This is a genomic window from Candidatus Pelagibacter sp. Uisw_090 (assembly GCF_047717845.1).
In the GTDB taxonomy this organism is placed as follows: Bacteria; Pseudomonadota; Alphaproteobacteria; order Pelagibacterales; family Pelagibacteraceae; genus Pelagibacter.
On the sequence record NZ_CP159810.1, the window covers coordinates 1 to 11,663 of the forward strand.

13 protein-coding genes and 1 tRNA gene are annotated in these 11,663 nt (G+C 26.8%); 7 read left to right on the forward strand and 7 right to left on the reverse strand.

Going from position 1 to position 11,663, the window contains the following annotated elements:
- Positions 1 to 100 precede the first annotated feature (100 nt).
- Both dnaA and dnaN read left to right on the forward strand, forming a co-directional pair.
- Positions 101 to 1,513: a chromosomal replication initiator protein DnaA gene (gene dnaA / locus ABXT58_RS00005; protein ID WP_415304044.1), complete on the forward strand. Its 1,413-nt coding sequence runs from the start codon at positions 101 to 103 to the stop codon at positions 1,511 to 1,513.
- Complete coding sequence (gene dnaN / locus ABXT58_RS00010; protein ID WP_415304045.1) at positions 1,503 to 2,615, forward strand: DNA polymerase III subunit beta; 1,113 nt, start codon at positions 1,503 to 1,505, stop codon at positions 2,613 to 2,615. Before dnaA ends, dnaN begins: the two co-directional genes overlap by 11 nt.
- On the opposite strand, the gene ABXT58_RS00015 is transcribed toward dnaN, so the two are convergent.
- The 3 genes from ABXT58_RS00015 to argH all read right to left on the reverse strand — a co-directional run bounded on the left by ABXT58_RS00015 (position 2,612) and on the right by argH (position 6,047).
- Positions 2,612 to 3,313 (reverse strand): lysophospholipid acyltransferase family protein, encoded by a 702-nt coding sequence (locus tag ABXT58_RS00015; RefSeq protein ID WP_415304046.1) that lies wholly within the window; start codon positions 3,311 to 3,313, stop codon positions 2,612 to 2,614. The genes dnaN and ABXT58_RS00015 overlap by 4 nt on opposite strands.
- 12 nt (positions 3,314 to 3,325) lie before the next feature.
- The gene (lysA, locus tag ABXT58_RS00020) at positions 3,326 to 4,540 is read right to left on the reverse strand and encodes a diaminopimelate decarboxylase (protein WP_415304047.1); all 1,215 of its coding nucleotides are present in this window, start codon (positions 4,538 to 4,540) and stop codon (positions 3,326 to 3,328) included.
- A 118-nt stretch (positions 4,541 to 4,658) separates the two neighbouring features.
- Positions 4,659 to 6,047: an argininosuccinate lyase gene (gene argH, locus ABXT58_RS00025; protein WP_415304048.1), complete on the reverse strand. Its 1,389-nt coding sequence runs from the start codon at positions 6,045 to 6,047 to the stop codon at positions 4,659 to 4,661.
- Between the two features lie 24 nt (positions 6,048 to 6,071).
- Between argH and ABXT58_RS00030 the strand changes: the two genes are divergently transcribed.
- Positions 6,072 to 6,587, forward strand: coding sequence for a TlpA disulfide reductase family protein (locus ABXT58_RS00030; protein WP_415304049.1), 516 nt, complete (start codon positions 6,072 to 6,074; stop codon positions 6,585 to 6,587).
- Here ABXT58_RS00030 and ABXT58_RS00035 read toward each other — a convergent pair.
- On the reverse strand, positions 6,584 to 6,787 hold the full coding sequence (locus tag ABXT58_RS00035; RefSeq protein WP_271518973.1) for a twin transmembrane helix small protein: 204 nt from the start codon (positions 6,785 to 6,787) through the stop codon (positions 6,584 to 6,586). The genes ABXT58_RS00030 and ABXT58_RS00035 overlap by 4 nt on opposite strands.
- 49 nt (positions 6,788 to 6,836) lie before the next feature.
- Between ABXT58_RS00035 and ABXT58_RS00040 the strand changes: the two genes are divergently transcribed.
- Together ABXT58_RS00040 and ABXT58_RS00045 are read left to right on the forward strand one after the other, a co-directional pair.
- Positions 6,837 to 7,493, forward strand: coding sequence for an alpha/beta hydrolase (locus ABXT58_RS00040; protein ID WP_415304050.1), 657 nt, complete (start codon positions 6,837 to 6,839; stop codon positions 7,491 to 7,493).
- A gap of 50 nt (positions 7,494 to 7,543) precedes the next feature.
- The gene (locus ABXT58_RS00045; protein ID WP_415304936.1) at positions 7,544 to 8,110 is read left to right on the forward strand and encodes an HNH endonuclease; all 567 of its coding nucleotides are present in this window, start codon (positions 7,544 to 7,546) and stop codon (positions 8,108 to 8,110) included.
- Here ABXT58_RS00045 and ABXT58_RS00050 read toward each other — a convergent pair whose 3' ends face one another.
- Genes ABXT58_RS00050 through ABXT58_RS00060 form a run of 3 tightly spaced genes read right to left on the reverse strand, consistent with a single transcriptional unit; the run spans position 8,111 to position 9,711 of the window.
- Positions 8,111 to 8,644: a demethoxyubiquinone hydroxylase family protein gene (locus ABXT58_RS00050; RefSeq protein WP_415304051.1), complete on the reverse strand. Its 534-nt coding sequence runs from the start codon at positions 8,642 to 8,644 to the stop codon at positions 8,111 to 8,113.
- Complete coding sequence (locus tag ABXT58_RS00055; protein WP_415304052.1) at positions 8,628 to 9,113, reverse strand: disulfide bond formation protein B; 486 nt, start codon at positions 9,111 to 9,113, stop codon at positions 8,628 to 8,630. Before ABXT58_RS00055 ends, ABXT58_RS00050 begins: the two co-directional genes overlap by 17 nt.
- A 1-nt stretch (position 9,114) precedes the next feature.
- Positions 9,115 to 9,711 (reverse strand): YqaA family protein, encoded by a 597-nt coding sequence (locus ABXT58_RS00060; protein WP_415304053.1) that lies wholly within the window; start codon positions 9,709 to 9,711, stop codon positions 9,115 to 9,117.
- Between the two features lie 67 nt (positions 9,712 to 9,778).
- Here ABXT58_RS00060 and ABXT58_RS00065 point away from each other — a divergent pair.
- A tRNA-Leu gene (locus ABXT58_RS00065) sits at positions 9,779 to 9,863 on the forward strand.
- A gap of 7 nt (positions 9,864 to 9,870) precedes the next feature.
- Positions 9,871 to 11,574 carry an AMP-dependent synthetase/ligase gene (locus ABXT58_RS00070; RefSeq protein WP_415304054.1) on the forward strand — a complete coding sequence of 568 codons (1,704 nt, stop codon included), beginning with the start codon at positions 9,871 to 9,873 and terminating at the stop codon, positions 11,572 to 11,574.
- The last annotated feature ends 89 nt before the right edge of the window (positions 11,575 to 11,663 follow it).

The following is an 11,663-nucleotide window of genomic DNA, read 5'->3' on the forward strand; positions in this document are numbered from 1 at the left end:
AAAATAATTCACCTACAGATTTTATTTATTTTAGAATATACAAACTTTTTTATTGTATAATTTCTTTTTTCCTTCTAACTAACTCTATTCCTACAAATTTATGTCTATCAATAATACAACACAAAATTTAAAAAATACCTCTTCTGAAACTCTAGATTGGTCCCTGATTCAAAAAGATATGAAGAGTAAACTTGGCAGTGATATATATGAAAGTTGGCTTCAAAAAATAGACTTTGTTGAAGAGATGAATAATTATATCTTACTGTCTGTTTCCACTAGATTTATAAGAGACTGGATTACCTCAAGATACTTAGATCAAATCTTACAAGTTGTTAAAATGTATAAAAAAGATTTAACAAGAATAGAGTTTAAGATTGTTGAAAAAAGTATTGATAATGATGTTGAAAATAACCTTCAATCAAGTGCAAATAATGAAAACGTATCCTTCATTAAAGATACATACTTACAATATAACAGAATTGACCCTAACAAAAGGTTTGATAATTTTATAACTGGTGCAAGTAATAAATTAGCATACGAAGCATCGCTAAAAGTTTCAGAAAATATTTCACACTATAACCCACTTTATATCTATGGAGGTGTTGGAATGGGTAAAACTCATTTATTAAATTCTATTGGCCTTTCATTAAAAGACAAAAATAAAGTGATGTTTATTTCTGCTGAAAGATTTATGTATCAATTTGTTAAGTCTATTAAATCTAATGATATGGTAAAATTTAAAGAATATTTTAGAAATACAGATATTTTGTTAATTGATGATATTCAGTTCATGAATGGTAAGGAAGCAATGCAGGAGGAGTTTTTTCATACATTTAATGCATTGCTCGATAAAGGCTCACAAGTAATAATTTCTGCAGACAGAGCTCCAAACAAACTATCTAGAATTCAAGATAGAATTAAATCAAGATTTGCAGGTGGTTTAGTTGTTGATATTCAAAAACCAGATTGTGAACTTAGAATTAAAATTGTTAAACAAAAAACTGAAGAGCTCAATGTTTTTTACTCTAATCAAATAAATATTTCTGAAGAAATACAAAAATTTATTAGTACTGAAATTACAACAAGCATCAGAGAGCTAGTTGGTGCAATTAATAGAGTTGTTTCTTTTTCAAGGATATACAACAAAGTTCCAAATTTATCTGAGGTTAAAGTTGTTTTAAAAGACTTACTCAATATAGGTGAAAATAAAGTAACAATTGATTTAATCCAATCTACTGTTTGTAAATTCTTTAAAATAAGTAAAAATGAGATGCTATCTTCAAGAAGATCAAGATATCTAGTCAGACCAAGGCAGACTGCGATTTATTTAACTAAGATACTAACTTCTAAATCTTTACCAGAAATAGGTAGGGAATTTTCTAATCGAGATCATACAACAATCATACATTCTGTTAAAACAATTGAAAAATTGAAGGAAAAAGATCCAGAAATGACCAACAATATTAATAACTTAAAAAATCAGATACTATATACTAAAGAAAATGAAATTTAATGTTAACCAGCAAGATTTACAACAGGCACTGAATTATTGCCAGGGTGTAATAGAAAAAAGAAGTACGCTACCAATTTTATCAAATGTTTTATTAACTGCTAGTAATTCAAATTTAACAATTACTGCAACAGATTTAGATTTAATATTCATCCATCAAATTAATAATGTAGAGGTTATTGAAGAGGGAAATACAACTACAACTTCATCAATCATGTATGATATTATAAGAAAGTTCTCTTCAGGAAAAAAAATTAATCTATCTTTAACAGATGTTAGTAAGCTTCAAGTTGAATCAGAGAAATCTGTCTTTAATTTAAATTGTATTAGTGCATCTGAATTTCCATTAACAGATGAAAACTTTAATCAAAATGAATTCTCTATAAAGTCTAAGCAATTATTAAAATTACTAAATAAATGTAAATTTTCAGTGTCTAGTGATGAAACAAGACATTATTTAAGTGGAATTTTTTTTCATCAAACTGAAATTGAAGATAAAATTTTTTTAACAGCAGCGGCAACAGATAGTCATAGAATGTCTATATCCAAAATAAGATTAGATAAGAAGGTAGATTTTGAACCAATTATATTGCCTAAAAAAACAATATTTCAATTATGCTCTTTGCTAGAGAGTTATGATGGAGATGTAAAAATTTCAAATGTTAAATCTAAAATTAAATTTGAACTTAACAATAGTATTTTAATCTCTAAGCTAATTGATGGAAAATTTCCTAATTATATTCAAGTGATACCAAAAAATAACCAAAAAAAATTAGAAATAGATCTAAAGTTATTTTTGGACTCTGTTGACAGGGTTGCTTCAGTTTCATTAGATAAAAAAGACGGAGTAAAATTTAATTTGTCAAAAGATGTTTTAAATTTATCAGTTAACAACACTAACAGTGGTGATGGAAAGGAAAGTCTAAGCGTAAAATTTGAGCATGATTTGGAAATTAGTTTTAATTCTAGATATTTGATTGACGTTGCCTCACAACTTGATGGGGACAAAATTGAAATCTTTTTTAATGACACTGGTTCTCCAGCTTTAATTAAAGATCCGGGTGACTTCGATAGTATTTTTGTTGTAATGCCTATGAAGGGCTAATTTAAAACATCTAGTTCAGAATAAATAACATTCTCTAATTTTCTTAAGAAAACTTTTTTTTCTAATCCAGGCTCAATAGATTTTAAAATTGAAATAGTTAAAATTGTATTAATTTTTTTTGAACCTTTTTTTGGCCAGGTTTTCCCAGAGTTAATTGCTACTGGTTGGCATGAAATTTTTAATTCCTCATAGATTCTGCTGGAACCTTTCTTAAAAGGTGTTCTATCTTCAGGTGGTAATCTTGTACCTTGTGGAAAAATTATTATAGGTCTCTCTGATGCATTTATTTTTTTTGATATATCATTAAAAAAACCAAGATTTTCTTTTGATACCTTATTTCTTTTAATCGGTATTGAACCAATTTTTTTAAGGTACCAGCCAAATATAGGTATGGTTAGTAATTCTTTTTTAAGAATAAAAACTGGAGAATTAAAAATTGTCTGTAAAAAAAAAGTTTCAAACATTGATTGGTGAGATGATGCTATAAAAAACTTTCTATTTTCAATTATATTTTCCTTACCTTTAATTATTATTTTAGTTGATAAAAAAATTTGTAAACAAAAAGAAGTCCAATAACCCATAATTTTTCCACCAAATAAAACTATCTTTTTAGGTAAAAAAATTGCTGGAAGGAATATTAAGGAAATAAAAACAATACCAGTAAAAAAAAATAGTGAAAATAAAAAGTTTCTTATCATTTTTATCAAAAACTAAATTAGCTCTTTTAGGTTTTGTCTTTTTTTAATGATATTAATTTTAGAACCCTTGATTAATATCTCAGCTGGTTTTGGCCTAACATTATAGTTTGAACTTAATGACATTCCATAAGCCCCAACATCGCACATAACTACTAGGTCTTTTTCTTTTAGTTTTTGGAATTTTTTTAAAGTTGTAAATTTGTCAGTGCTTTCACAAATTGGTCCAACAAATTCATAAACTTTTTTTGAGGTTTGATTTGTTTTTATTACAGGTAAAGTTCTGTGTTTTGCGCCATATAATGCTGGCCTCATAAGGTCATTCATTGCAGCATCCAATATAATAAAGTCTTTTTTTTCATTCTCTTTTATATAAATAACTTTTGAAATGAGTGTGCCTATGTTTCCAACTATTGATCTACCAGGTTCAAATATGATTTTAGAGTTATGATTTTTTAAAAATTTCTTTATGGCGATATTATATTTTTGATAATTAAGTTTTTTATTATTTTTTTCATAAGATATTCCCATACCACCACCTAGGTCAATGAACTCGAATTTGTAATTACTTTTTTTGATAATCTTATCCAACACCTTAAGCATTTTTTCATATGGTTTATGATCTAAAATTTGACTTCCTATATGAACGCTTAAACATTTAAGATTAATATTCTTTGAAAATTTAGAATAATTAACAAGATCAAAAAATGTTTTTTTATCTACACCAAATTTATTTTCTTTTTTACCAGTTGAAATTTGTTTTAATGTTTTCGCATCTGTATTTGGATTTAATCTAATGCCAATATTTATGATTTTTTTTTTAAATTTAGCAATTTTTTCAATTTCATTAATCTCACTTTTAGACTCTGCATTTATTAATAAAATTTTTTTATCAATTGCATAGCTTATTTCATTTGATGTTTTTCCAACCCCTGAAAAAACTATTTTTTTTGGATCTATTCCAGCCTTAAGCGCCATCATCAATTCTCCCATTGAAACCACATCTGCACCCAATCCAAATTTTCTAATTTCTCTAATTAGCTTTACATTTGTATTAGATTTAATAGCGAAGCAAACTAGTGGTGCAAAAGAGCTGAAGCTTTTTTTAAAATGGCTTATATTTTTTTTTAATTGCTCATATGAGTAGCAATATGTGGGAGTGCCAAATTTTTTAACTAAATTCTCAACTTTAACTTTTTCAATTATTAAGTTTTTATTAATGTATTTCATTAATCAGTAAGATTTTGGGAAGGTTTGTTCATTTCCGTCATATTTTGGTTCTCCTTTTTTGCCACATGAGAATAACAAAATACAAAATGTAGAAATTAAAATTAACTTTTTTATCATTTTATGCTTTTTTATATTTTATTATCATTTTTTTAATATTATCAAAAGATGTTCCACCATAAGATCTTTTTGAATTTACTGAGTTTTTTACATTAAATACCTTTAATACTTCAGCTGTTAGTTTGGGCTCAATTTTTTTTAACTCCTCAATGCTAAGCTCATTTAATTTCTTTTTTTTCTTTTCTGCAAAATTAACAATCATGGCTGTCGTTTGATATGCCTTTCTAAATGGCATTGAATGGTTTTTAACAAGATAATCAGCTAAATCTGTAGCTGTAATATAACCAAAATTTGCAAGGTCTAACATTTGTTTTTTATTAGGCCTCAAGTTTTTTAAAACCTCGTTAAGAATTGAAATACAGTTGTTAAGAGTTTCGTTAGATTTAAATAATATCTCCTTATCATCCTGTAAATCTTTGAAATAAGATATTGGCAAACCCTTAAGTATCGTTAACATTGCAAATAAATTTCCATAAGTTGTGCCAGTTTTTCCTCTTAGATATTCTAATAAATCAGGGTTTTTCTTTTGAGGCATTATAGAAGATCCCGTAACGACTTTGTCTGAAAGAGTAATCAAATTAAAAGCATCTGAATTCCAAATAATTAACTCCTCCGCAATTCTTGAAATGTGCATAGAGCATACTGATGCGCTATATAAAAAGTCTAGAACAAAATCTCTGTCAGCAACAGTATCTATTGAGTTATTTGTTGGTTTTTTAAAGCCTAGTTTTTTTGAAGTAAAATTTCTATCAATATTAAAAGAAGTTCCAGTTAATGCTGCAACACCAAGAGGACATTCGGATAAACTTTCTAGGTTATATGAAAATCGCTTTTTATCTCTACTAAACATCTCCACATAAGACATTAAATAATGAGCAAATGATACTGCTTGAGCATTTTTTAAATGTGTAAATCCAGGCATTATTGTTTCAATATTCTTTTCAGAAATTTTAATGATCGTTTTTATAATATTATCTAAGCTTTTATTAATCTGTTTAGTAGCTGACATAGTCCACATTTTAAAATCAGTAATCACTTGATCATTTCTAGATCTTGCAGTGTGAACATATCCTGCTTCTTCACCTATAATTTGAAATAATCTTTTTTCGATATTCATATGAATATCTTCATACTTCTTATTATATTCAAATTTATTTTTTAAAATTTCTTTTTCGATTTTGTTTAGTCCATAAATTATTTTATTTTTAATTTTAAAAGAAATAATTTTCTGTTTAAATAACATTTCAACATGTGCGGTTGATCCCAAAATATCTTCTTTAAAAAGTTTTTTATCTATATCTATTGAATTACCCACTTTTTGAAACAATGTGGAGGCATCTTTTTTTATTCTTGAGCCCCATATTGCGTTATTGTTTTTATTTTTTACCATGATAACTAATTATACATATTTAGTATGAAATTATTAATAATATTTATTTATCTAATAACTACCAATTTCAGTTATGCCTTAGAAAAACCTGACTTAAAAAATTTAATTTTAATAAAAAATCCAAAAATATATGAAGAGGTAATCTTTAAGGATATAAATCAAAAAAACGTTAATTTAGATGATTTTAAAGGAAAACTGGTGATATTAAATTTTTGGGCAACGTGGTGTGCTCCTTGTAGAGATGAGATGCCATCTTTAGATGATCTTCAATCAAATACTAAATTAAATAACCTAAAAATCTTCCCAATAAATATTGGTCAAGAAGATGTATCCAAAACTGAATCTTTTTTTAAAGAACTAAATATTAAGAATTTAGAAATTTATTTTGATGCACCTATTACCTTGGCAAAGAAATTTTCTTTAAGAGGAGTTCCTACAACTATTATATTTAATAAAAAAGGAAAAGAATTTGTCCGGATTATGGGATCTATTGATTTTAATGATGAAGAATTTATTAATTGGTTAAAGCTTTATAATTAATTTTTAAAAAAATAAGCAAAACAAACTAAAACAATTATAGCTATAAATTGAAAAAGCACTCTGTACTGCATTAGTTTATTTGAATATTTTTTACTAGTCTCTCCACCTTTAAATAGAGTTCCAATTCCTAAAATTAATACAACAGCAACAACTATTAAAAGTACTATACCAAGAATTTTTACTAAGGTTCCAGAAATCATAATTATACTGTAGTATATTTTTTAAATAAAAAAACATAATAAAACATCTATGACATTTTGTCTAACAACTACAATTATAAAACCAGAAAAAAATATAGCAATTAAGTGTGCAATTATTTTACTTCATGGATATGGTGGAGACGGAAAAGATATAAGTATGTTAACCTTAAATTGGAAAAGATTCTTACCTAATGCTGTTTTTTTATGTCCAAACGGACATGAAAAATGTGAAATTAATCCAGTTGGTTACCAATGGTTTGACTTAACCAGAGATGATCCGGAATATATTTTAGCACAGTCTAAAAAAGCTGAAATAAAACTTAAACAATTTATTGAAGAAGTTAAAAATGAATATGATTTAAAAAATTCACAAATTTGTTTATCAGGCTTTAGTCAAGGGTGTATGATGTCTATAAATCTAGGACTAACAAGCAGTAAAAATTACAACTGTATTGTTGGTTTTTCTGGAAAAATAATAAATCAGGAAGACCTTATTAAAAGAAAAATATCTTCAACAAAAATGCTTTTATTACATGGAGATAAAGATGAAGTTGTTCCACCAACTTTTTTATTAGAAGCTAAGGATTTTTTAATTCGAAATGATATTGAAATTGTAACAAAAATAATAAAAAATTGTGGACATCATATTCCAGTTGAAGCTTCAAGCGCAGCATTAGATTATATAAAAAATAACTTTCAAATTTAATAGAATTCTATTTATTGATAAAACAATTTTTTTCAGTTAGAATTTTGTTAATGTTCTTTGCTAATCAAAATCTTTCTTTAGAAAAATGTCCTGCATTAGTCTTGAATGCTGACTATAGACCATTGAGTTACTATCCACTTTCTTTATGGAGCTGGCAAGACTCAGTGAAATCTGTTTTTTTAGACAGAGTAATTATAGTAAGTAATTATGATAGAATTATTAGAAGCCCGTCATTTAAAATGAAGTTACCAAGTGTAATTGCTTTAAAAAGTTTTATAAAACCCCAATCTAATCCAAGTTTTACAAGGTTTAATGTTTTTTTAAGAGACAAGTTCTTATGCCAATATTGTGGGAGCAACCAAGAGTTAACATTTGATCATTTACTGCCAAGATTTAGAGGAGGACAAACAAATTGGGATAATGTTGTGACTGCTTGCTCTTCATGCAATGTAAAAAAAGGTGGTAGATTGTTAAAAAATTCAGATATGACGCTCAATCGGGATCCTTTTCAGCCCACCACTGAAGAACTGCATAAAAATGGCAAACACTTTCCACCAAATTTTCTTCACAAGAGTTGGATGGATTATTTGTACTGGGATGTTGAGTTGGAAGCCTAATTATATCTTTTCAGATATATTTATTGCAATTTTTGAGCCTGTTTTAATTATTTTATCCAAAATTGAGTACATACCCTTTTTTGTTGCCCCTTCTGCATAAGCTATATCTTTATGGAGCAATTCGTCTTCTCTAAATTTAATAATTTTTTCTTTCAATTTTTTTTCATCATTCTTTAGCTCTTTAATTTGATTTGAATAATGTTCGTCTATAACTTCTTCAACTGAAGCAGTACAAAGCATAGCTGCTTTTTTCCCCAATATAGTTGAACCAAATCCTAGTCCTACACCAAGAATATCCCATAAAGGTAAAAATTTTGTAGGCTTGATATTTCTTTTTTTGATTTCATTTTCAAAATATTCACAATGTTCCTTCTCATGAATTTTCATTTCTTCAATTTTTTTCTTTAAATTATCATCTTTTACAAATGTGTTGAGAGCTAATAGCTGACCTTCATAAATTTTAATTGCACCACGTTCTCCAGCATGATCAACTCTAATAAATTCTTTTACTTTGTTTTTATCTGTTTTTTTCATAAGTTAAAAAAAGTTTTGTTGTTATAACACTCAATATCAAATTGATAAAAATATTAAAAGTCGCAAGGGATAAACCAAAAATTTTAAAAGTTACATCCTTACAGCTCACAGGCAACGCTTTTAGTTGATTCAAAAGAGCTTCTTTAGTTAGTTCATTGTCTGGATTATTTAAATCGCAAACTAAGGATTCCTTAATAAATCCTTGCTCAATTCCAAAATGGTAAAAGGATAATAAAGTTGCAGTAAAAAATGTTAAACTTAAAATTATTAAAAAAACTTTTTCAAATTTTTGAGAAAATAAACAAACTAAAATAATTATTATGGAGAAAATATAAGGTATTCGTTCAATTAAACACAAATTGCAGGGTTGATGACCCAATACATACTGAATAAAATATGCCGCTATGATAGCAAGAATATTAAATAAAAGAATTAAGTTTAATGTTATTTTATTTTTAATTTGAGACATATTATTTAATAGTAAAATATATCACACTAAAAATTATAACAATTAAAATTCCTAAAATTGTAAACCAAATTGCAACTTTTGTTTTCATGAATTTATTAAATGTATCGCCAAATTTAAATGATAGATAAGAAACAATAAAGAATCTTAAACCTCTAGAAAATAGGCAAATAATAAGAAATATGAATAAGTTAAAACCAATCATACCACTAGTTATTGTAAAAACTTTAAACGGTAACGGTGTAAACCCAGCAAGAAATAAAGTAGCCAACCAAATATAAAATCCAGTATCCTTTGTTAGATTATCTTTAAGACTAAGAACTTTATCTTCATAACTATAAAAACTTATTACAGTCATTGCAAAATCTAAAAAATATGAACCAATAAAGTAGCCCAATGCTCCACCTAGAGTAGAGAAAAGTGTAGCGATTGTAAAAATCTTTAGATAATCATTTTTCTTTGCAACAACCATTGGTACAATCATAACGTCAGGCGGAATAGGAAAAAAAGAACTTTCCACAAAAGACACAATTGCTAAAAATATTTTTGAACGCTTGTGAGCAGCTAAGTCTAAAGATTTTTGATATAATTCATTAAACATTTTTTGGTTTTAATATAAATTAAGTTCTTATACTATTTAATTTAATAGTTATAATAATGAAAAATTAGGGCGAATGGCGGAACTGGTAGACGCGCACGACTCAAAATCGTGTTTTGCAAGAAGTGAGAGTTCGATTCTCTCTTCGCCCACCAATATTGTATGCAAATAAACAAAATTAATAATTTATTAGAGTTATTTTATGATCAATATCAAAGACAGGATAAAGAAAGTATTTTTTTACAATCCTTAAAAGAACCTAAAAAAAAATATTCATGGGAAGATGTTTATTTTAATATCAATAAATTATCAGAAGAGGTATCAAAATATATTAAAAAGGGTGATAGATGCTTGTTAATATCTGAAAATAGACCTGAGTGGATGATAGCTGACCTTTCTATCATGCTTTCCGGGGGGATAACAGTTCCTGCCTACACAACCTACTCAGAAAGAGACTATGAATACATAATCGATGACTGCACTCCAGCAATTCTCATTATTTCAGACAAAACACAATTTGAAAAGATTAGAAATATTATTCCTAACAAAAAATTTATTAAAAAAATAATTTTTTTCGAGCATATTGATAATTTTAATAAAGAATTATATTTAAAAACTAATGAAATATTTAAGAAAGAGAACTGTAATTATTTAAATTTTTTTGATTTAAAAATTCAAAGAAAGGATGTTGCTTGCATAATCTATACTTCTGGAACTCAGGGAAATCCAAAAGGTGTCATGTTAAGTCATGGAGGGATTCTAAATAACTGCGAAGGTGCTTATGATTTGCTAAAAACATTTATTTCAAATAAACCAAAGTTTTTGACTTGGCTTCCACTTTCACACTCATACGAACACACTGTTCAGTTTGTACAAATAGTAGTTGCAGCGAGAGTATTTTATGCTGAAAGCATAGAGAAATTAATTCAAAATATGGGCGATTGTTCGCCAGAAATAATGACTGCAGTACCAAGGTTTTATCAAAATTTATACCAAAAAATTAATACAACATTTGATAAAGCCAAAGGGTTAAAAAAATTATTAATTAATCAAACAGTTAATTTAGGCAGAAAAAAATTAGATAAAAAAAAACTTTCACTAATAGAAAATTTCATTAATTGGATATGCGAAAAGTTGGTAAGAAAAAAAATTAAAAATCAATTTGGAGGGAGCTTAAAGGCATTTATTTCTGGAGGTGGAGCTTTAGATAAAGAAGTAGGTTCATTTTTAAATGCTATTGGACTACCAACATTGCAAGGGTATGGTTTAAGCGAAGCATCTCCAGTGGTAAGTTGTAACTCCATAGATGAAATTAAAGTTGAGACAGTCGGGAAGCCATTTAAGGGAAATTCAGTTAAAATTGCAGATGATGGTGAAATACTTGTTAAAGGAGAAAACGTTATGCTTGGTTATTGGAAAAATGATGAAGAAACAAAAAAAGTTTTAAAAAATGGATGGTTGTATACTGGTGATATTGGAGAATTTGATGGAGAATTTTTAAAAATAACAGATAGAAAAAAAGACATAATAATAACTCCTGGCGGAGATAATATTTCACCAATTAAAATTGAGAATGATCTAAATAAAAATGATTTTATTGAGCAAAGCTTAGTTTATGGTGATAACAAACCATACTTAGTTAGCCTAATAGTTTTAAGCCAGAAATATAAAAATATTACCCAAGAGCAAATTCAACAAGAGATAGACAAAATAAATAAAAATTTATCCAATATAGAAAAAATAAAAAAGTTTTTTATAATTAAAGATCAATTTACAATTGAAAATAACATGATGACGCCTACTTTAAAATTAAAAAGATATAAAATTATAAAAGATTATAAAAAAGAATTTGAAAAACTTTTTTAATTTTATTTTTAAGCAGATTATAAGTCGCATAAAATATAACTTTTTTTACTTAATAAAATATAAAGAAAAAAAACTATTATAGAAAAAAA

Bases quoted from the DNA above. Each gene is read 5' to 3' on its own strand.
- dnaA (WP_415304044.1), top strand. From the start codon at position 101: ATGTCTATCAATAATACAACACAAAATTTAAAAAATACCTCTTCTGAA.
- dnaN (WP_415304045.1), top strand. From the start codon at position 1,503: ATGAAATTTAATGTTAACCAGCAAGATTTACAACAGGCACTGAATTAT.
- ABXT58_RS00015 (WP_415304046.1), bottom strand. From the start codon at position 3,313: ATGATAAGAAACTTTTTATTTTCACTATTTTTTTTTACTGGTATTGTT.
- lysA (WP_415304047.1), bottom strand. From the start codon at position 4,540: ATGAAATACATTAATAAAAACTTAATAATTGAAAAAGTTAAAGTTGAG.
- argH (WP_415304048.1), bottom strand. From the start codon at position 6,047: ATGGTAAAAAATAAAAACAATAACGCAATATGGGGCTCAAGAATAAAA.
- ABXT58_RS00030 (WP_415304049.1), top strand. From the start codon at position 6,072: ATGAAATTATTAATAATATTTATTTATCTAATAACTACCAATTTCAGT.
- ABXT58_RS00035 (WP_271518973.1), bottom strand. From the start codon at position 6,787: ATGATTTCTGGAACCTTAGTAAAAATTCTTGGTATAGTACTTTTAATA.
- ABXT58_RS00040 (WP_415304050.1), top strand. From the start codon at position 6,837: ATGACATTTTGTCTAACAACTACAATTATAAAACCAGAAAAAAATATA.
- ABXT58_RS00045 (WP_415304936.1), top strand. From the start codon at position 7,544: ATGTTCTTTGCTAATCAAAATCTTTCTTTAGAAAAATGTCCTGCATTA.
- ABXT58_RS00050 (WP_415304051.1), bottom strand. From the start codon at position 8,644: ATGAAAAAAACAGATAAAAACAAAGTAAAAGAATTTATTAGAGTTGAT.
- ABXT58_RS00055 (WP_415304052.1), bottom strand. From the start codon at position 9,113: ATGTCTCAAATTAAAAATAAAATAACATTAAACTTAATTCTTTTATTT.
- ABXT58_RS00060 (WP_415304053.1), bottom strand. From the start codon at position 9,711: ATGTTTAATGAATTATATCAAAAATCTTTAGACTTAGCTGCTCACAAG.
- ABXT58_RS00070 (WP_415304054.1), top strand. From the start codon at position 9,871: ATGCAAATAAACAAAATTAATAATTTATTAGAGTTATTTTATGATCAA.